The organism is Aeromonas sp. MR19, assembly GCF_963899305.1.
Lineage (GTDB): Bacteria > Pseudomonadota > Gammaproteobacteria > Enterobacterales > Aeromonadaceae > Aeromonas > Aeromonas bestiarum.
In genome coordinates this window covers 268,599-289,666 of sequence record NZ_CAWQWZ010000011.1, presented here as the reverse complement: position 1 = coordinate 289,666, position 21,068 = coordinate 268,599, and the positions used below count along the sequence as shown (strand labels likewise).

14 protein-coding genes are annotated in these 21,068 nt (G+C 61.3%); 2 read left to right on the top strand and 12 right to left on the bottom strand.

Translation table 11 applies throughout. The annotated features are described in order from the left end of the window. The first annotated feature begins 25 nt into the window (after positions 1-25). Positions 26-3,943, top strand: a complete 3,918-nt coding sequence (gene purL, locus AACQ95_RS07070) for a phosphoribosylformylglycinamidine synthase (RefSeq protein WP_241278172.1) — start codon at positions 26-28, stop codon at positions 3,941-3,943. A gap of 67 nt (positions 3,944-4,010) precedes the next feature. Here the strand turns inward: purL and AACQ95_RS07065 are convergent, their stop codons facing one another. The 4 genes from AACQ95_RS07065 to AACQ95_RS07050 all read right to left on the bottom strand — a co-directional run bounded on the left by AACQ95_RS07065 (position 4,011) and on the right by AACQ95_RS07050 (position 8,463). Continuing rightward, positions 4,011-5,552 carry an HD domain-containing phosphohydrolase gene (locus tag AACQ95_RS07065; RefSeq protein WP_241278171.1) on the bottom strand — a complete coding sequence of 514 codons (1,542 nt, stop codon included), beginning with the start codon at positions 5,550-5,552 and terminating at the stop codon, positions 4,011-4,013. A gap of 18 nt (positions 5,553-5,570) precedes the next feature. Beyond that, positions 5,571-7,004: an HD domain-containing phosphohydrolase gene (locus tag AACQ95_RS07060; protein ID WP_241278170.1), complete on the bottom strand. Its 1,434-nt coding sequence runs from the start codon at positions 7,002-7,004 to the stop codon at positions 5,571-5,573. Further along, a complete protein-coding gene (locus AACQ95_RS07055) occupies positions 7,001-8,131 on the bottom strand; it encodes an FIST signal transduction protein (protein ID WP_241278169.1) in 1,131 nt (376 codons plus the stop codon). The genes AACQ95_RS07060 and AACQ95_RS07055 overlap by 4 nt, the downstream gene beginning before the upstream one ends. Positions 8,132-8,334: 203 nt before the next feature. Next, complete coding sequence (locus AACQ95_RS07050) at positions 8,335-8,463, bottom strand: hypothetical protein (RefSeq protein ID WP_277604278.1); 129 nt, start codon at positions 8,461-8,463, stop codon at positions 8,335-8,337. Between the two features lie 183 nt (positions 8,464-8,646). Between AACQ95_RS07050 and AACQ95_RS07045 the strand changes: the two genes are divergently transcribed. After that, a complete protein-coding gene (locus AACQ95_RS07045; RefSeq protein WP_241278168.1) occupies positions 8,647-10,542 on the top strand; it encodes a M6 family metalloprotease domain-containing protein in 1,896 nt (631 codons plus the stop codon). A 196-nt stretch (positions 10,543-10,738) separates the two neighbouring features. Here AACQ95_RS07045 and nuoN read toward each other — a convergent pair whose 3' ends face one another. The 8 genes from nuoN to nuoG form a co-directional block, all read right to left on the bottom strand. After that, entirely contained in the window at positions 10,739-12,202 is a 1,464-nt protein-coding gene (gene nuoN, locus AACQ95_RS07040; protein WP_043136710.1) for an NADH-quinone oxidoreductase subunit NuoN, read from the bottom strand. Positions 12,203-12,263: 61 nt separating this feature from the next. Beyond that, positions 12,264-13,784 carry an NADH-quinone oxidoreductase subunit M gene (gene nuoM / locus AACQ95_RS07035; RefSeq protein ID WP_103472933.1) on the bottom strand — a complete coding sequence of 507 codons (1,521 nt, stop codon included), beginning with the start codon at positions 13,782-13,784 and terminating at the stop codon, positions 12,264-12,266. A gap of 78 nt (positions 13,785-13,862) precedes the next feature. Then, positions 13,863-15,710, bottom strand: a complete 1,848-nt coding sequence (gene nuoL, locus AACQ95_RS07030) for an NADH-quinone oxidoreductase subunit L (RefSeq protein WP_241278167.1) — start codon at positions 15,708-15,710, stop codon at positions 13,863-13,865. Continuing rightward, positions 15,707-16,015, bottom strand: coding sequence for an NADH-quinone oxidoreductase subunit NuoK (gene nuoK / locus AACQ95_RS07025; protein ID WP_042034381.1), 309 nt, complete (start codon positions 16,013-16,015; stop codon positions 15,707-15,709). Before nuoK ends, nuoL begins: the two co-directional genes overlap by 4 nt. Then, on the bottom strand, positions 16,012-16,575 hold the full coding sequence (gene nuoJ, locus AACQ95_RS07020) for an NADH-quinone oxidoreductase subunit J (protein ID WP_241278166.1): 564 nt from the start codon (positions 16,573-16,575) through the stop codon (positions 16,012-16,014). The genes nuoK and nuoJ overlap by 4 nt, the downstream gene beginning before the upstream one ends. A gap of 9 nt (positions 16,576-16,584) precedes the next feature. Next, positions 16,585-17,127: an NADH-quinone oxidoreductase subunit NuoI gene (gene nuoI, locus AACQ95_RS07015; protein WP_043136700.1), complete on the bottom strand. Its 543-nt coding sequence runs from the start codon at positions 17,125-17,127 to the stop codon at positions 16,585-16,587. Positions 17,128-17,255: 128 nt separating this feature from the next. Beyond that, a complete protein-coding gene (gene nuoH / locus AACQ95_RS07010) occupies positions 17,256-18,224 on the bottom strand; it encodes an NADH-quinone oxidoreductase subunit NuoH (RefSeq protein ID WP_043555312.1) in 969 nt (322 codons plus the stop codon). Continuing rightward, positions 18,221-20,959, bottom strand: a complete 2,739-nt coding sequence (gene nuoG / locus AACQ95_RS07005; protein ID WP_241278165.1) for an NADH-quinone oxidoreductase subunit NuoG — start codon at positions 20,957-20,959, stop codon at positions 18,221-18,223. Before nuoG ends, nuoH begins: the two co-directional genes overlap by 4 nt. Positions 20,960-21,068 lie beyond the last annotated feature (109 nt).

Sequence of the window (21,068 nt, the reverse complement as noted above, 5' to 3'; positions counted from 1 at the left end):
TTTAACACTTGGTGAGAAAGGTCATATGGATATCTTGCGTGGTGCCCCAGCACTGTCTGATTTTCGTGTCCAAAAACTGCTGCAACGCTTCGCACAGATGAGAAAGGAGAGTGGAGTAGAGAGCGGAGTAGAGATAGAGGATGTCTATGCCGAATATGTGCACTTCGCCGAGCTCTCGAGCCCGCTGTCACCGCCCGAGCGAGCGACATTGGGCCAGCTTCTGCGCTACGGCCCGACCATCCCCGAACACACCCCCAGCGGTCAGCTGTTTCTCGTTACCCCCCGCCCCGGCACTATCTCCCCCTGGTCTTCCAAAGCAACCGACATAGCCCACAACTGCGGCCTGACCCAGGTCAAGCGGCTGGAGCGCGGCATCGCCTATTACGTGCAGGCCAAGGGCGGCTTGACCCAGGCCCAGTGCGCTGACGTTGCCGCCGTGCTCCATGACCGCATGATGGAAGTGGTGTTTGGCGAGATGAACGAGGCAGCCGCCCTGTTTGCCCATCAGGCGCCGCGCCCCTTCACCCAGGTGGATGTGCTGGCCGGTGGTCGCGTCGCGCTGGCCGACGCCAACGTGGCGCTCGGTCTGGCGCTGGCCGATGACGAAATCGACTATCTGGTGGAGAACTTCACCAAGCTTGGTCGCAACCCCAACGACATCGAGCTCTACATGTTTGCCCAGGCAAACTCCGAGCACTGTCGTCACAAGATCTTCAACGCCGACTGGACCATAGACGGCGAGCTGCAGCCCAAGTCGCTGTTCAAGATGATCAAGAACACCTTCGAGCAGACGCCGGATCATGTCCTGTCTGCCTATAAAGACAACGCCGCCGTGATGGAAGGCAGCCAGGGTGGCCGCTTCTTCCCGAGTCCGGCCAGCGGTGAGTACCAGTATCATCAGGAGCGCGTCGACATCCTGATGAAGGTGGAGACCCACAACCACCCGACAGCTATATCCCCCTTCCCGGGGGCCGCCACCGGCTCCGGCGGCGAGATCCGCGACGAGGGCGCAACCGGCCGTGGTGCCAAGCCCAAGGCGGGTCTGGTGGGCTTTACCGTCTCCAACCTGCGCATCCCCGGTTTCGAGCAGCCCTGGGAGCAGGACTTCGGCAAACCGAGCCGCATCGTCAGCGCCTTTGACATCATGCAGGAGGGGCCGCTCGGCGGCGCCGCCTTCAACAACGAATTCGGTCGTCCGGCCATTCTCGGCTACTTCCGCACCTTCGAAGAGGAGGTGCCGAGCCACAACGGCGTCGAGGTGCGCGGCTATCACAAGCCCATCATGCTGGCGGGCGGTATCGGCAACATCCGCACCGAACACGTCCAGAAGGGGGAGATCCCGGTCGGGGCGGCCCTCATAGTGCTGGGTGGCCCGGCCATGAACATAGGTCTGGGCGGCGGCGCTGCATCGAGCATGGCCTCCGGTCAGTCGGCCGAAGATCTCGACTTTGCCTCGGTCCAGCGCGACAACCCCGAGATGGAGCGCCGTTGCCAGGAGGTGATCGATCGCTGCTGGCAGCTGGGGGACGACAACCCCATCGTCTTCATCCATGACGTGGGGGCCGGTGGCCTCTCCAACGCCATGCCGGAGCTGGTCAATGACGGTGAGCGTGGCGGTCGTTTCGATCTGCGCGCCATTCAGAGCGACGAGCCTGGCATGAGCCCGCTGGAGATCTGGTGCAACGAGTCCCAGGAGCGTTACGTGCTGGCGGTGGCGCAGGACAAGCTGCCGCTGTTCAAGGCGCTGTGCGAGCGTGAGCGCGCGCCCTATGCCGTCATAGGCACCGCCACCGAAGAGAAGCACCTCACCCTCTCTGACAGCCACTTTGACAACCAGCCCATCGACTTGCCGCTGGACGTGCTGCTGGGCAAGGCGCCCAAGATGCACCGTGATGTGGTGACCCTGCCTGCCCAGGGCAAGCCGTTGCAGCTCGATGGCACCACTCTTTCCGAGGCGGCCGAGCGGGTGCTGCGTTTGCCCACCGTGGCGGAGAAATCCTTCCTCATCACCATAGGTGATCGCAGCGTGACCGGTCTGGTCAACCGTGACCAGATGGTCGGCCCCTGGCAGATCCCGGTAGCCGATTGCGCCGTCACCGCCGCCACCTACGACGGCTATCATGGCGAGGCCATGTCCATGGGCGAGCGCACCCCGGTGGCGCTGCTCTCCCATGCCGCGTCGGCCCGCATGGCGGTGGCGGAAGCGCTCACCAACCTGGCACCGACCCATATCGGATCGCTCAAGCGGGTCAAGCTCTCCGCCAACTGGATGTCTGCTGCCGGCCATCCGGGTGAGGATGCCGGCCTCTATGAGGCAGTCAAGGCGGTGGGCGAGGAGCTCTGCCCGGCCCTTGGCATCACGATCCCGGTCGGCAAGGACTCCATGTCCATGAAGACCCGCTGGCAGCAGGATGGCAAGGAACAGAGCGTCACCTCGCCGCTCTCCCTGCTCATCACCGCCTTTGCCCGGGTCGAGGACGTGCGCAATACCGTCACTCCGCAACTGCGTACCGATCTCGGTGAGACAGACCTTATCCTCATCGATCTTGGCAACGGCAAGCAGCGTCTCGGCGCCTCCGCCCTGGCCCAGGTCTACCGCCAGCTGGGGGACAAGGCGCCGGATCTCGACAATCCGGTGCAGCTGAAAGGCTTCTTCAACGCCATTCAGGCGCTGGTGGCCGATCGCAAACTGATCGCCTATCACGACAGATCCGACGGCGGCCTCTTCGTCACCCTGACCGAGATGGCCTTTGCCGGTCACTGCGGCCTCGACATCCAGCTGGATCGCATCGGTGGCGAGCTGCTGCCGGCACTGTTCAACGAGGAGCTGGGTGCCGTCATCCAGGTGCGTCGCGACGACAAGGAAGCCGTGATGACACTGCTGGCCGGTCACGGCCTGGCGGCTTGCTCCCACGTGCTGGGCACTGTGCGCGAGGGGGATCTCATCACTCTGCAGCGCGCGGGCCAGGAAGTGTATCGCGCCAGCCGCACTGCGCTTCGCACCCTCTGGGGCGAGACCAGCTGGCAGATGCAGCGTCTGCGCGACAACCCGGCGTGCGCCGATCAGGAACATGCCGCCCGTCAGGACGCCACGGATCCGGGTCTGCAGGCCAAATTGAGCTACAACCCGTCCGACGACGTGGCTGCGCCCTATATCGCCCGCGGGGTTTCCCCCCGTCTGGCGGTGCTGCGCGAGCAGGGGGTCAACTCCCATGTGGAGATGGCGGCGGCGTTTGATCGGGCCGGGTTCGCGGCAGTCGACGTCCACATGAGTGACATCCTCAGCGGCCGGATCAAGCTGGAAGAGTTCCAGAGCCTGGTGGCCTGTGGCGGCTTCTCCTACGGCGACGTGCTGGGGGCCGGTGAGGGTTGGGCCAAGTCCATCCTGTTCAACGACAATGCCCGCGAGCAGTTCCAGCGCTTCTTCGAGCGTGGCGATACCCTCTCCTTGGGCGTGTGCAACGGCTGCCAGATGATGTCCAACCTGCGCACCCTGATCCCGGGAGCCGATCTGTGGCCGCGCTTCGTGCGCAACCGCTCCGAGCGCTTCGAGGCGCGCTTCAGCCTGGTGGAGGTGCAGGAGTCGCCGTCCGCCTTCTTCGCCGGCATGGCGGGTTCAGTGATGCCGATTGCCGTCTCCCACGGGGAAGGGCGAGTGGAGGTGCGTGACGCCGCTCACCTGAGCGCGTTGCAAGCCAGCGGTCTGGTGGGACTGCGCTTCGTGGACAACCGCGGCAAGGTCACCGAGCAGTACCCGGCCAACCCGAACGGTTCGCCGGACGGTATCAGCGCCGTGACCACCACAGACGGTCGCGCCACCATCATGATGCCGCATCCGGAGCGGGTGTTCCGCACCGTGGCCAACTCCTGGCACCCGGACAACTGGGGCGAGGACGGTGCCTGGATGCGGATGTTCCGCAACGCCCGGGTGCAACTGGGTTAATCCCGCAGCGCAACCTGCAACAATAAAAAACCGGCCAGCAGGCCGGTTTTTTTATCTCTGCCTCCTGCTAGCCGTTGCCCAGCTCGTGGGGGGTGAAATCCCCCCGATCCAGAATGCGCAGGCAGGCATCCACCACGGCCTCGTCCAGCTGGGCTCCCCGCATCCGTATGATGTGAGCCCTCGCCTGGGGAATGCCGAGGGCGGCGCGGTAGGGACGATCCGAAGACATGGACTCGACAATGTCGGCCACGGTGAGAATGCGCGCCTCCAGCAAGATCTGATCTCCCGTGAGACCCTCTGGATAGCCTGAGCCGTCGAGATACTCATGATGCTGGTGGATCATCTGGGCGATGGGCCAGGGGAAGGCGATGTCCTTGAGGACCTGGTAACCGGCGCCCGGGTGCTCCTTGACCAGGTTGAACTCCTGGGGGGTCAGCCTGCCCGGTTTGGTGAGGATGTCGACCGGTACCTGGATCTTGCCGATGTCGTGCACCATGGCCCCCAGATAGAGGCCGCGCAGCTGTTTGTCGCCCAGTACCAGCTCGCGGCCTATGGCCATGGCCAGGGTGGCGACATGCTTCTGGTGACCGGCTGTGTAGGGGTCGCGTTGTTCCAGTACGGCGGCGATGGCACCCAGGGCATCCTCCAGCGCCAGCTCCAGCTGACGGGCATGCAGCACCTTGTCCCGTTGTGCGGCGAGATAGGCCTGTTGAGTGCCACGGGCGTGCAGGCCATAGGCCAGGTAATCGGCCAGCTGGCTGAACAGTCGCACCTCCTCCTCGGTGAAGGCCCTGGCCTGCGGGCTGTGGATGAGCAGGGCGCCCCGCACGCTGGAATGCCACGGCAGCGGGAGCAGCAGGCGGGCCCGCAAGGTGGCCGAGTGATGGACAATCTCGCTCGCCAGTGCTTCGTTGCGTGGTTCGTCATCGCGGATGGCCTGACGCAAGGCAGGATCCCGGGTGAGCCAGCGGTCGTTGGCAAACCAGACGGCATTGCCCGCCTGCGCCAGGATCTGCAGCGCATCCGGCTCCGTGGCCTCCTGCAACACGGTGACGAGGGGAAAGCGGCCATCGAAGGTGATGGCGTCACAGATCTCCTGCAGCAGCATCTGCTCATCCCCCTGCCTGAGCATGGCATGGTGGGCACGGCCAATGGCCTCCAGGGTCCAGGTATATTGCAGCAACTGCTCCTGCTGCTGTTTCTTCTCCGTGATGTCATCGAAAAAGACCCCGACGCCGATCACCTGGCCCAGCTCATCGCGCAGGGGAAACTTGGTGGTGCTGAGCCAGCGGGCCTCGCCGCCCTTGAGGTAGGGTTCTTCGTGCCGGTGCGTTGTGCCGTTGGTCATGACCCTGAGATCGTCATCCCGATAGCGCTGGGCCAGTTCGGCCGGGAAAAAATCAGCATCGCACTTGCCGATGATCTGGGCCGGCTCCAGGGCGAGATCATCGGCCAGCAGCCGGTTGCAGGCGGTGAAGACGGAGCGGGTATCCTTGAGCAGGACGCGATAGGGCAGCTGATCCATCACCTGAGCGAAGAGAGGGCCAGCGGGCAACGGCAGCTGGGCGTCGAGCTGATGGCAGGATGAGGGTTCCGGTCTTGAAGTCATCTGTGCTCCTGCGGCTGATCAGCTGGTAGTGAAACGGTAGCCCGCCTGCCACACGGCGAGACAGGCGTTCACCACCTGCTCGTCATAGTGGACGCCGGCATAGCGCGCCAGCTGGGCGAAGGCATCGGTCAGCGACATGGCGCGGCGGAAGGGGCGGTGCGCCGTCATGGCAGCCAGCGAGTCCGCTACCCGGATGATCCTGGCCTCCAGGCAGATGGCATCACTCTGCAGGCCCTGCGGGTAGCCGCTGCCGTCCATGTTTTCGTGATGCTGCTGCACTATGGTGGCGATGGGCCAGGGGAAATCTATCTGCTGCAGGATGTCACTGCCGGCCTGAGGGTGCAGCTTGATCAGTTCAAACTCCACCGGCCTGAGCTCACGGGGGCGGGTGAGAATTTCGGCCGGGATCTGCAGCAGGCCTATGTTGTGCACCATGGCCGCGAGACCGAGCCCATCCAGCTGCTCCTGTGGCAGTTGCAGGTGTTGACCTATGGCCAGCGCCAGGTCGTGTACGCGCTTTTCATGGCCGGCCGTGCCGGGATCCTTGTGGGCGATGGCGGAGGAGAGTGCCGCTATGGTTTGAAACAGCAAGGTGCGCTGATGCTGCTCGCTCTCCTTGATATGGGTGATATCGACCAGTGCTCCTATGATGCCGGCCACCTTGCCCTGATGGTCATAGAAGAGATCCTTGAAGTTGAGCACCTGATAACGGTGGCCGCTGCGATCGAGCAGACTGTGCTCGAAATATTGCGGCTGTTTGCTGCGCAGTACCTCCATGTCCCGCTGGCTGTACTCGTCCGCCATCTCGGGCGGCAGAATTTCATCCACGCGTTTCCCCAGCAGCTCTGCCTTGCTGATGCCGGTGATCTGGGTAAAGGTCGGGTTGCAACTGATGAAGCGCCCTTCGACGTCCTTGTAGAACACGGGGATGGGGATCGCCTTGAGCAGGGATTCGTTGAAGCGCTGCATGTCCACCAGCTCCGCCTGCTGACGCAGGGCCAGCTGCTCGCTGTCCCGGCACAGCTGGATGGCGCGAGCCAGGTTGCCGAGGATGGGGCTGAACAGGTGGCACAGCTGTTCACCCTCTTGTTCGGCTCTGGGGGAGAGCAGCAGCATGAGGTAGCCCCCTTCGATCCGCAAGCGGTAGGCAAAGGGATAGGGGCGGGAGCCGGGCAGGGGGATGGGGCCGTGCAGGGTGCACTGCTCGCCGTCACTGACCCAGGCGGGCAGCGCCAGTGGTTGCCCGTGCTGCTGGATCAACTGCTCGTCCCCGATGGCCTTGACGATCTTGTACTCCCCCTGCGGCAACTGCTGCAGCACGAGACCAACCGGGCAGGCGCAGTGAAACAGAAAGCGTTGCAGCACCTTGGTCAGCAAGGCATCCAGGGTCACCTCGCGTCCAATGCAGAGGGCGAGATCGCAGACGATGGCCATGGCATGGTCGTTGTTCATGACGGCGTTGCTCCGTTGCAGAGAATGGCGCCATTGTGGAAGAGGGGATAATCCCCCGCCCGCAAACTGCCAATCTCGCCGAGTGAGAGGGCGCCGACCAGCTCGCGGGCGCCGCTATGGGTAAACAGCGTGCTCAGCTCGAGCTCGCTCTGCTGGCCAAAATGCTGCTGACGGCCGGCGCAGTAATAGAGCTCCAGTGTGTCGACCGGGCCGTGCTGGCGGAGCTTGCCGGCCAGTTCGATGGCATGGGCGGTCGGGCTATGGGGGGCCTTGAGCAGGGTGAGAATGCTGTGATCCGGCACCTCGCCGACACAGAGCAGGGCGCCCTCTTCGGTGACTGTGACCGGGATCCTCACGACCACGTCGCCATTGGCCCGCAGCAGACCCAGCGGCAGGTGGACGCCGTACTGATAGAACTGCGCCTGGGTCAGCGCCTGCTGAAATTGTTGCCGGACAAGCGACTGGTAGCGGCTGAAGGCGGGCTCCCAGTCGATGAAGGAGACCTTGTTGCCCTCCGTACTGGTGGCGAGCATGGGCTGGGCCATGAGTTGATAGCCATGCTCCAGCAGGGGATAGCTGTGATGGGGCAGTAGGCTGCAGATGACCGCCTGACTCGTCAGGGTCTGGCTGTCGAACAGGCAGGGCATGGCCTTGAACTGGCCGCTGCCCGCATTGACGCCTGCGTAGTTGACCCTGTCCGCCAGCCTGAGATAGATCCCCTCGAGGATGGAGGCGATGTTGGGGATCATGGCATCGAAGGTCAGAAAGAGGGTGGGGGGGCGGGCCGGATCCGGCCATTGCGCGAGCCGGGGCGCCAGCTGTTCGCAGAGCATGGCGGCAAGCCGGTCTGCATCGTCATTTTGGGGTAACGAGATCAGCCGGGGATCGTGGGATGACGGACGGGGCAGCAACCAGGCGCCCCTGTCATGAAAACCCTGTCGGCTGATGAGGCGGGGAAAGATGGCGCCGGAAAGCGAAATCGCCAGCTGCCGGCACTCTTGCTGCAGCTCGGCGACACGGTCGATATCCTGTTCGGCCAGCAACACATCGAGCCGACCGCCTCGATAGGGGAGCAGTGCATCGACCAGTGAGCGGGTATCAAAGAGGCAAAAGGAGGGTTGCGTCATGGCTCCTGGCTCCATTCCTGTATTTCATGAATATATCAGCAAGGGGCGGGGTGATGATACTCAGCGGTGACCTGCGATGTGACATAAGTGGTTATAAATACGCATAAAAAAAGAGCTTGCCACCTTGCGGCCGTGCTCTTGCTCAACCAGCAATAAAAAACCGGCCACCTGGGCCGGTTTTGTGTTTCTGGCAGAGGCGTTACTTAGCGCAGTACCAGGTTCTGGAAGCCCTGCACCAGGCTGATGACGGGTTGGGGGTAGATGCCCAGCGCCACCACAGCCGGACTTTGACCGTCACGTAGATGGGACTTGCCGATAAAGCCCAATGTCATGGGAATACCTGGGCGATTCCCTAACCTGGGATATAACGCTCCCACTTACACAAAAAATGACATGGTTTTGTTTGAATTCACGTCGGTGAATGGTTACACACATCCCAGTTTAAAAATAAAATTTGATCCCTTGGTGAACTGGATATAAGACTTACTCTGCACGGGACTCACAAGGAAGATAAAATGAAAAATGGAAGAACAGGATGGTTAAATATTTTAACCATCCTAGGGTCAGTAATGTTCACTGTTCAAACGGAGGCTGCAATACCTTATGTCAACTATCATCACACGGTTACGCAGCCGGATGGTTCGACACTTGAGTTGATCCTCAATGGTTCAACTCTTTACGCAGATCAACGTACTAAAGATGGCTATCCGGTTATCTATGACAATACCCTGAAAGGTTACGCTTATGCCAAGCTTTCAGAAAATGGAGAAATGTTTGAGTCGACCGGAATTCTAGTTACCAAGTCGAATGGTGTTAGCACCAGGTCCATACAGAAGGGCACCGATATTCCTCAACATGCCAAGCGTTCTATCGTGCAACGTAACGCCAAGCAATTACAAATTTTACAATATCAACCCCAGTCACCAAAAATCAGTGTTTTTGCCAATCAATATGCCAATGTAACAGGTAATGTTCGAGGGTTGACCATATTAATTCAGTTTCCTGATGAATCCAGTTCTATTCCACCCAGTGAGGTCATCAACTACACCAACCAAATCGGTTACACAGGCTATGGAAATGCACAATCAATCCGGGACTATTTTCGTGCTGTGTCTGGTAATAAATTAGACTATACCAATACTGTTGTTGGATATTATACGGCCAAGAAATATAAGTCCTACTACACAGACCCCACGATAACCTATGGTGCCAGAGCAAGAGAGTTGATAGCCGAAGCTCTGGATTGGCTTGAATACACCGAAGGCTTCGACTTTTCGACCATCTCGAAAGATAGTGACGGCAATATTCGTGGTTTGAACGTGTTCTATTCCGGCAGTACTGGTGGTGGCTGGGCTCAGGGCCTATGGCCTCATCAAGGTGGCTTGAACCGCTGGTGTGCTGATGGGGTCTGTGCATCCAAATACCAGATCTCCAACATGGATAGCAGTTTATCTATCGGGACCTTCATCCACGAGTCAGGACACCTGTTGTTCGGCTGGCCTGATCTTTACGATTACGATGGCAGCTCAGGAGGATCCGCTGGCTCGCACTGCATTATGGGATATGGCGGTGTAACCGGTAACAGACATAAAAAACCAGTTCCACCCAATGGCTACTTTCGCTCACTGAGTGGCTGGGAAACGATCACCGAGCTCAACCCTGCGGTTAACAGCAATGCTCCTTCAGGTCTATTGAGCCACCAGGCTAACAGCAACACACTATACCGCTGGTCCAACCCGAATAAAGCTGGTGAGGCTTTTTATATAGAGACAAGAACACAAGTCGGGCAAAATCAGTATATGCCAGGTCAAGGTCTGATTGTATGGCATGTTGATCCTAATGGCTCCAATAATAATGAGTGGTATCCATATGTTCAGATGGAGCATGCGGATGGGAATCGTGACCCAGAAAAAAATACTAATCTTGGTGATGCTTATGATATGTATCATGCTTCTGGGCAAGACACTTTCGGTGATACTCAGCCCAATGCGCTGTCCAGCCGAGGAACCAATTCACGCTGGTGGAGTGGTGCTGATTCAGGGTTGGAGCTGACTAATATCAGCGCTGTCTCAAGTCAAATGACATTTGGCATCGGTGGCAAGGGTAATTCAAATCAAGAGGAAAATTATTCAGGTTATCTGAGTGGGAAGGGCGTTAGCCATATTATTCCGAATGGCAGCTGGTTTCAATATGATGGTGGAACCCTGAGTGGTGTGTTGACCGGCCCCGGCAATGCTGATTTCGATTTGTCACTGGAAAAATGGCAGAATAGTACTTGGATAGCTGTGGCAACATCAACAAGCGTCACCTCGAATGAAGCGATTAACTATGTTGCAAGCAGTGGTTATTATCGGTTTAACGTTTATTCTTATAATGGTGCGGGGAACTATGATTTCACGTTGAGAAAATAGATTATTGTCATAAATATAAAGGGTCTTAATAAGCACATTAATGGAATGTGTCGACTAAAGTCCTATTCTTAATCTGTAGGTTTCATCTGCTGACAATCACATTAATCCGAAACCAGCCAAGCTGGTTTCGGATTTTTTCATCTCTGGAAGATGGCCAATGGTGCCTGACACAAGGGGCATTGGCCATCAGGGCGGGTTAGCGCAAGACCACGTTCTGGAAGCCCTGCACCAGGCTGATGACGGGTTGGGGGTAGATGCCCAGCGCCACCACTATGATGGCGGAGAGCAGGACCACCATGCCGCCCGAGGAGACGGCCCAGTCGGCCTTGGCATCGCGCAGCTGCATGCCGGGTTCCCGCAGATAGAGGGTGACCATGACGCGCAGGTAGTAATAGAGACCCAGGGCGCTGCCCAGCACTATGGCGCCGGAGAGCCACCACAGCTTGGCATCGACCGTCACCCCGATGAGATAGAACTTGCCGATGAAGCCCAGCGTCATGGGGATACCCGCGAGCGACAACATCATCACCGTCATGACGGCGGTCAGGTAGGGGCGGTGCCAGAACAGACCACGGTAGCTGTGCAGGGAGTCCGCATCCTTGCCGCGATAGGGGCTGGACATCATGCTGATGACGCCGAAGGCCCCCAGGCTGGTGAACAGGTACATCAGCAGGTAGACGCCGGCCGCTTCCACCGGCATCTGGCCGAGGCGGCTGGCGACGATCACCGCCAGCAGATAACCGAAGTGGGAGATGGAGGAGTAACCCATCATCCGCTTGATGTTGGTCTGCAGCAGGGCCAGCAGGTTGCCGATGACGATGGAGACGACCGCCATGGCGGCCAGCAGCCAGTGGATCATGGGATCTCCCGCCGCAGGCACCGCCAGGTAGAAGCGCAACAGCACGCAGAACACGGCTATCTTGCTGACGGTGGCCAGGAAGGTGGCCACAGGTGCCGGGGCGCCTTCGTACACGTCAGGTGTCCAGAGGTGGAAGGGGGCCAGGGAGAGCTTGAAGGCAAACCCCACCAGCATCAGTCCCAGACCGCCCATCAGCAGCGGGTGGTGAGCCGGGGTGGTGGCCAGGGTCAGGCCGAGATCGCTGAAGCTCAGGCTGCCCGCCTGGGCATAGAGCAGCGCCATGCCAAACAGCAGGAAGGCGGTGGCGGCGGCGGAGAGCACCATGTACTTGATGCTGGCCTCCAGCGAATGGCGCTCGCGGTAGGCGTAGCCCACCAGACCGAACATGGGCAGGGTCAGCATCTCGATCCCGATGAACAGGGAGGCGAGGTGGCGGGAACCGGCCAGCACCAGGCCGCCGGCGGTGGCGATCAGCAGCAGCAGGTAGAACTCTTCCCGGTTGTCCGGATAGCCCTTGAGCCAGGAGCGGCCGAAGGTGCAGGTGGCCAGGGCGCCGATGAGCACCAGCCCCATGTAGAAGACGGCGTAGCCGTCTATCTGCAGCAGCGGGGTGACCCCCTGATCACCCTGCGCCATGACGATGGGCAGGGAGAAGAGCGCCAGGTTGAGGCCCGCTATGGTGACGACGAAGGCGGTGTCGTCACAGCGCCGCCAGGCGATGGCCAGCATCAGGGCCAGCATGGCCCCCGTGGTCAGCAGCAGAGGCAACAGGGCCAGCAGTTGAGAAGCTGTGAATGTCATTGCAGTGCTCCTGTAATGGACAAGTAAGGCAACAGGGCCAGCGGTCGGGAAACAGTCAGGTTCATTGCAATGCTCCAGCGGACGGCAGTGCGTACCAGTGCAGCACGCTCATCAGGCTGCTGCCTGCGGTATCGAGCACCGGCTGGGGATAGACACCGAGCAGCACCAGCAGGCCGGCTATGGTCAGCATCATGGCCAGCTCGCGGCTGTCCAGTCCCTTGAGGATCTTGTCGTCCTTGGGTGCGCCGAAGCAGGCCCGTTGCAGCATGATGAGGGAGTAGACGGATGCCAGCACCAGACCGAAGGTGGCGATGATTGTGATGATGGGAGCGACCTGGAAGCTGCCGATGAGGATCAGGAACTCGCCGACGAAGTTGCCGGTACCCGGCATGCCAAGGGAGGCCACCGAGAAGAACAGCATGACGCCGGGCAGGTAGCGCAACCGGCCCCACAGGCCGCCCATCAGGCGCAGATCACGGGTGTGCAGCCGCTCGTAGAGCTGGCCGCACAGGATAAACAAACCGGCGGCGGAGAGACCGTGGGCGATCATCTGCACCACGGCGCCTTGCAGCGCCAGCTCGCTACCCGAGTAGATGGCGATCATCACGAAGCCCATGTGGGAGATGCTGGTGTAGGCCACCAGCCGCTTGATGTCGGTCTGGGCGAACGCCACTATGGCGCCGTAAACGATGCCGACCAGGCCCAGCAGCATGGCGTAGGGGGCAAACTCGGCGGAGGCCTCCGGGAACAGCGGCAGGGCGAAGCGCAGCAGACCGTAGGCGGCGGTTTTCAGCAAGATGCCGGCCAGGTCCACCGAGCCTGCGGTCGGCGCCTGACTGTGGGCATCCGGCAGCCAGCCGTGCAGCGGTACCAGCGGCATCTTGACCGCGAAGGCGATGAAGAAGCCCAGCATCAACAACCACTGGACGCCCTTGCTCATCGGGGTGTTGAGCAAGTCCTGATAGTCAAAGGTGAACACGCCGGTGGCGGCGTGGTGGGTCAGCACCAGACCCAGGATGGCGACCAGCATGATGAGGCCGCTGACCTGGGTGTAGATGAAGAACTTGGTGGCCGCGTTGATCCTGGACTTGCCGTCGGTGACCGAGTGGCCCCACAGCGCGATCAGGAAGTACATGGGGACCAGCATCATCTCCCAGAAGAAGAAGAACAGGAACAGATCCAGCGCCATGAAGACGCCGAGCACACCCCCCAGGATCCAGAGCAGGTTCAGGTGGAAGAAGCCGATGCGCTGCACGATTTCCTTCCAGGAACAGAGGATGGCCAGCACGCCGATGAAGCAGGTGAGCATCACCATCAAGAGCGACAAGCCATCCACCGCCAGATGCAGGGAGATGCCGAAGCGGGGGATCCAGGGCAACTGCAGTTCGGCGGCCCAGGCGGACACGCCCGTCTGGGTTGCAAGGGAAAAGTCACCGCTCCACCAGATGGCGCCGGAGAGCAGCAGGCAGGCGCTCATGGACAGCAGGGCGACCCAGCGCACGAAGTATTCACCGAAGCGCTCCGTCTGCCAACAGAGCAGACCGCCGATGAAGGGTATTAACAAGATCCAGAGTAAGGTCACGATATCAGCTCTCGTCTATGTTCTAGTCACTGTGCAGGCCCGTGGGCTTGCTGCGAGTTCAGGGGCTGCATCACGGGATCAGCCGAGCAGCAGCAGGGCCAGGATCAGGGCGGCGCCCATCCCCATGGAGGCTGCATACCAGCGCAACTTGCCGGAAACGGTCCAGGCCAACAGCTGGTGGCCACTCTGTGCCAGCCAGGCCGGCAGGTTCATCATCCAGTCCAGCGGATCCTTGCCGAGCAGGCGGGTGCTGAGCAGGTAGGGTTTGACCCACAGCTGATCGTACAACCAGTCAAAGCCCCAGGCATTGAACCAGAGGGTGCTGAGCAGACGGCCAGGCGCGCTGTTCGCCACGCTGGCGGCCAGTCGACGCTCACCCAGGAACAGGAAGGCGGCCAGGGCTATGCCCGCGATGGCGACTATGCCGGAGGCTATTTCCAGCGCATGACGACCCGCTTCTATGTGATCTCCCGGACCGGCCGGCAGTACTCCAGCCAGCGGCGGCACTATCAGGGCCCCGATCCCGGTGGAGAGCACCAGCAGCACCAGCAGCGGCAGCTGGTGGGCCAGGCCGTGGCCGGCGTGGGCCTCGGTCTGCACCTTGCCGTGGAAGGCGATGAAGATGAGGCGGAAGGTGTAGAGGGAGGTCAGGAAGGCCCCCACCAGACCGGCCCACAACAGTGTGGTCTGGCCGGATGCCTGCACCTGCCACAGGATGGCATCTTTACTGTAGAAACCGGCCGTGACCAGCGGCAGCGCGGCCAGCGCCGAGCCCCCCACCAGGAAGCAGGCATAGACCAGCGGCAGACTCTTGCGCAGGCCTCCCATCTTGAAGATGTTCTGCTCGTGGTGGGTCGCGACTATGACGGCACCGGCGGAGAGGAACAACAGTGCCTTGAAGAAGGCGTGGGTCATCAGGTGGAAGATGGCCCCTTCCCAGGCGCCGACCCCGAGGGCCAGGAACATGTAGCCTATCTGGCTCATGGTGGAGTAAGCCAGGATCCGCTTGATGTCGGTCTGTACCAGGGCCGCAAAACCCGCCAGCACCAGGGTAATGGCACCGACCAGTGCCACCAGATGCAGGATCTCGGGGGCCAGCAGGAAGAGGCCGTGGGTACGGGCGATGAGATAGACACCGGCGGTCACCATGGTCGCGGCGTGGATCAGGGCAGAGACAGGCGTCGGGCCCGCCATGGCATCCGCCAGCCAGGTTTGCAGCGGCAGCTGGGCCGATTTACCGACGGCGCCGCCGAGCAGCATCAGGCAGGCGAACGACAGGGCAGGGGATCCCTCGGCGAACATCGCGGGGGCGCGCACCAGCAGCTCATGGATGTTGAGGGTGCCCAGCTCCCGGTAGAGGACGAACAGGCCGATGGCGAGGAAGACGTCGCCGACCCGGGTCACCACGAACGCCTTCAGGGCGGCCGCCCCGTTGGCCGGGTTGCGGTAGTAGAAGCCGATCAGCAGGTAACTGCACAGCCCCACCCCTTCCCAGCCGAGGTAGACGAACAGCAGGTCATCGGCCAGCACCAGGAACACCATGCTGGCGATGAACAGGTTGGTGTAGGTGAAGAAGCGGGAATAGCCCTCTTCTCCGCGCATGTACCAGGAGGCGAACAGGTGGATGAAGAAGCCCACCCCGGTCACCACCCCCAGCATGGTCAGCGATAGGCCGTCCAGCGCCAAGCGGAAGGTGGGATTGAAGCTGCCCACCGACATCCATTGCCACAGGGTCTGGGTGTAGACACCGCCGACCGGCATGGTATTGAGGAAATCGATGCCGACCCACAGGGTGGTGAGGGCCGACAACCCTATGCTGCCGACGCCGATCAGTGCCGAGCTGCGCTCGCCGAAACGGCCGAGGGAGAAGGCCAGCACCAGCCATCCCAGCAGCGGGAATAGAAAAGTCAGGTATAAGAGGCTCATCCGCGCATCTCGCTCACAGTGTCCACGTTGAGGGTGTGGTAACGACGATAGAGCAGCAGTAACAGGGCCAGGCCTATACTGGCCTCCGCTGCCGCCAGAGAAATCACCAGTATGTACATGATCTGGCCATCGGCCTGGGCCCAGCGGCTGCCAGCCACCACGAACGCCAGCGCGGACGCATTCATCATGATCTCGATACTCATGAGGATAAACAGCAAGTTACGGCGGATCAGCAGACCGCACAAACCGATGCAAAACAGCACGGCGGCCAGCAGCAGACCGTGTTCCATGGGGATGCCACTCATTGCTGACCTCCTTCTTGAGATGGACTTGGTGCTGAGCGCACGGCAGTTTTGGGAACGGAAAGCACTTCTCCGCTCTTGTCTTCACGGCCCAGGTGGTAGGCGGTCACCAGACCCGCCAGCAGCAGGATGGAAGCGAGCTCCACCGCCAGCACATAAGGGCCGAACAGGGCGATGCCGACCTCTTTCGCGCTGACGTCGGTCAGACCAAGCTGACCCCCTGTCACGCCGAGGATGCCGTAGGCCAGAAAGCCCAGCAGGACGAGAGAGAGCAGGCCCGGACCCACCCAGGTGGTGGGGGTGAGCCAGTTCTTCTCCTGATCCTGGGACGATCCCAGGTTCAGCATCATCACCACGAACACGAACAGCACCATGATGGCGCCCGCGTAGACGATCACCTGCAGGGCACCCGCGAAGGAGGCACCCAGACAGAAGAAGATCATGGCCACGGCGATGAGCGAAATAATGAGATTGAGCAGCGCATGCATGGGATTGCTGGTGCTGATCACCCGCAGCGTGCTGTAAACGGCTACCAGGGCCGCGGCATAAAATGCCAGTTCCATGATTGACTCCTAGGGCAGCAGGCTCTTGACATCGATAGGTTTGGCTTCGTGCTCGGCATCCCCTTTCGGCTTGCCGTCGATGGCCATACCGCTCATGCGATAGAAGTTGTAATCCGGGTATTTGCCGGGCCCGCTGATCAGCAAGTCTTCCTTCTCGTACACCAGATCCTGGCGGCGGTATTCGCCCATCTCGAAATCCGGCGTCAGCTGGATAGCGGTGGTGGGGCAGGCCTCTTCGCACAGGCCGCAGAAGATGCAGCGGGAGAAGTTGATGCGAAAGAACTCCGGATACCAGCGACCATCGTCCCGCTCCGCTTTCTGCAGCGAGATGCAGCCGACCGGGCAGGCCACGGCGCAGAGGTTGCAGGCCACGCAGCGCTCGTCGCCGTCCGGGTCGCGGGTCAGCACGATGCGGCCACGGAAACGGGGGGCGGCATAGACAGCCTCTTCCGGGTAACTCAGGGTTTCGCGTGGTCGCCAGGCATGGGAAAACACCATGCCCAGACTGCGAAGTTGGGTACCGACACCCTTGATTATGCTAACAATTTTCATAGTCGTGCCTCACTGCACATTCATCAGCACCACAGCCCCTGAGCCTTGCATCCCGAGCGGGGTGCAAGACGCGAGGCAAGCAGACGTTCCAGCCAAACGGCATCACAATGTTCATATCCATTCCGGCCTCACTGCGCACTCATCAGCACCACGGCACCCGTGATCAGCATGTTGATCAGGGTCAGCGGCAGGCAGACTTTCCAGCCAAAGGACATCACCTGGTCAAAACGCGGACGGGGCAGGGAGGCCCGCAGCAGAATGAAGAGCACCATGAAGCAGGCGGTCTTCAGGGCAAACCAGATGAAGGGCGGCAACCAGGGGCCGTGCCAGCCACCGAAGAACAGGGTCACTATGAGGGAGGAGATCAGCACTATGCCGATGTACTCGCCCACGAAGAAGAGACCCCATTTCATGCCCGCATACTCGATGTGATAGCCGTCGGCGAGCTCCTGCTCGGCCTCCGGCTGGTCAAACGGGTGGCGGTGGGTGACGGCGACGCCGGCAAACAGGAAGGTGATGAAGCCCAGGATCTGGGGCACCACGTTCCACAAGCCCTCCTGGGCCTCGACTATGTCTCTCAGGTTGAAGCTGCCGGTCTGGATCACTATTCCCATCAGGGAGAGCCCCAGGAACACCTCATAGGAGAGGGTCTGGGCCGAGGCGCGCAGGCTGCCGAGCAATGAGTATTTGTTGTTGCTCGACCAGCCGGCGAACAGCACGGCATAGACCGCCAGTCCCGCGATGGCCAGTATGTAGAGCAGGCCCACGTTGAGATCCGCCACGCCCCAGGTGGGGGTGAGCGGCACCACGGCAAACGCCAGAATAAAGGCGGTAAAGGCTATGATGGGGGCCAGGATGAAGATCCGGCGATCCGCGAACGGCGGGATCCAGTCCTCCTTGAAGAACATCTTGACCATGTCGGCCGCCAGCTGCAGCAGGCCGAACGGGCCCACCCGGTTGGGGCCGTAGCGATCCTGCCACAGCGCCAGCAGGCGACGTTCGATGAAGCTCATGAAGGCGCCAGCCCCCACTATCCCCACCAGCACGATCAGCGCCTTGCCAACTTCAATCAGCAGCTCCATCAGGGAATCACTCATGCGATCGCCTCCTGCAGGTTGTTGATGTAGGCCTGTTGCAGCGCAGTCGGCAGACCGTTCACGCCGAGCGGCAGACCCAGCAGACCCTGTGCCAGAGCATGGCTCAGCCGCAGCTTGAGGCGCCAGTGGTTGCCACCCCAGGAGAAGCTCACCTGGTTGCCCGCGTTGAGGGCAAGGCGAGCCGCATCGGCCGGGTTCAGCACCAGCTCGGGCTCATTCATGCGGGCCTGGATCACCGGGCTGCGAGCGGAGAGCTCCTCGCCGCCAAACAGCTGGTCATAGTTGACCACCTGCAGGGCTTCCTGAGCCACGAAGGGGGCCGGTATGGCATCAAACCAGCCGAGATTGTCTTCACCCGGCTCCAGCAGGCGGCGACCGGGATCACCGGCGCGCAGCTTGCCGCCCACCTCGTCCTGGAACTTGTTCCAGGCTGACGGGGAGTTCCAGCCCGGCGCCCAGGCAAACGGCACCTGTTGCATCGGTTGGCGGGCACCGGCATAGCCTTCCATGGAGAAGTTGAAGGGGGAGTCCGGATCCTGGGCCACTCTCGGCTCGCTGACGTTCTGATCCGCCAGCATGGAGGTGCGACCGCTGTAGCGGTGCGGCTCACGAGCCAGCTTCATGCCACGGATCCGCAGCCCGGCGTTGGGCGAGGCTTCCAGCATGGGGGCGAGCAGCGGCGTCGAGGCGGCGCAGGCACTGCTGATCTCGTCAAGGTTCTGCCAGCGCAGGGGTTTGTGATCGAGAGCCCCCTGCAGCGCGGCCAGCCAGCGCCACCCTTCCCGGATCTGGATGTCGGCATTGTAGAAGGCCGGTGCATAGACCTGGAAGTAGCGCTGGGCACGGCCCTCCATATTGACGAGGGTACCATCGGCCTCGGCAAAGCTGGCGGCAGGCAGCACCAGATCGGCCTTCTGGGCTGTCTGGGTATCCTGATGATCGATCACCAGCAGGTGTTGCAGGCGGGCGATGGCCGCATCGACCCGATTGCGCGGGGCGCGGCGATAGAGATCGTTCTCCAGGGCCACCAGCGCCAGGTTATCCTGGGCTTCGACGCGCTCAAGGGCCGCTTCCAGCGATTTGCCTGCCGACTTGCCTGCATCCAGCATGGCCAGACCCAGACTGTTGGCCTCTTGCGCCACCAGTGCCAGGCTGACGTCCTGACCACGGCCCTTGAGGGCACGGGCTATGTTGCTGGCAGCCTCGATCAGTGCCAGAGTGCGGGCGCCGGAGCCTGCGATGATGAGCGGCTTTTTGGCGTTGCCAAGCAGGTCGGCCCAGCGAGCGGCTTGTGCCTGCTGTTCTTGGCCGAGATCGGCCAGGGCCGGGGCCGAGCTGTCGAGCAGATGGGCGATGGCGAAGCCGAGGCGGGCCTGATCCGCGTGGGGGGCGTGCAGTTTTTCTGCCGCCACGTCGTCGAGGCGGGTGCTATCCAGGCTGGTGATGAGCAGCGGGTAGCGCTCATTCTGGCCCAGGGTCTGCACCGCTGCGACCTGCCACAAGTCCACCTTCATCTTGCGGGCGATCTCGCGCGCCTTGCCCTTGACCGACTGGCGCAGGGCCAGGGCGATACGGGCGGCGCTCATGGTGACATCTTCACCCAGCACCAGAATGGCGTCGGCCTCTTCCATATCCCGCAGGCTCGGCGTGCGAATGCCGCCGTGTTGCAGTATGTGCAACATCTTTTGCAGGCACTCCCACTCGCTCTGCTCGACGCCGCAATAGAAGTTGTCGGCACCCACCAGCTCGCGCAGGGCGAAGTTGCTCTCCAGCGAGGCGCGGGGAGAGCCGATGCCGATGACGCCGGCCGCGGTGCGCAGGGCGTCGGCGGCACGGTTCAGGGCGCCGTCCACCGTGATGGCCAGCTTGTCGTTGCCGTCACGCAGCAATGGCTGACGCGGGCGATCCGCCAGATTGACGTAGCCATAGCCAAAGCGGCCGCGATCGCACAGGAAGTAGTGGTTGAGGCCACCGTGGAAGCGGTTCTCGATGCGGCGCAGTTCGCCGTAGCGCTCGCCCGGGCTGATGTTGCAACCGACCGAGCACTGCTGGCAGATGCTGGGGGCAAACTGCATGTCCCACTTGCGGTTGTAACGCTCGGAGTGGGTCTTGTCGGTGAACACGCCGGTGGGGCAGACCTCCACCAGGTTGCCGGAGAACTCGCTCTCCAGGGTGCCATCTTCGACCCGGCCGAAATAGACGTTGTCGTGGGCGCCATAGACACCCAGATCCTCGCCACCGGCGTAGTCCTTGTAGTAACGCACGCAGCGATAACAGGCGATGCAGCGGTTCATCTCGTGATTGATGAAAGGCCCCAGTTCCTGATTCTGGTGGGTGCGCTTGGTGAAGCGGTAGCGACGGCTGTTGTGGCCTGTCATCACCGTCATGTCCTGCAGGTGGCAGGCGCCACCCTCTTCACATACCGGGCAGTCGTGGGGGTGGTTGGTCATCTGCCACTCCACCACCGTCTTGCGGAATTCTTTCGCCTCCTCGTCTTCGATGGAGATATAGGTGCCATCGGTAGAGGGGGTCATGCAGGACATGACCAGGCGGCCGCGCTTGTCGTCGGCATTCTGATACTGCTTGACCGCACACTGGCGGCAGGCGCCGACGCTACCCAGCGCCGGGTGCCAGCAAAAATAGGGGACGTCCAGCCCTAAGGAGAGACAGGCTTGCAGCAGGTTGTCTGCCCCGTCTACCTCGTACTCTTTACCGTCTACAAAAATGGTGGCCATACAACTTCCCTGACATCAATTAGATAAAACGCGCAGATTGGATTAGCCGGCAGGCGTAATCAGACAATGGCGTCATCAAACATTCGTGAACTCTGGTTTGCACCTGTGT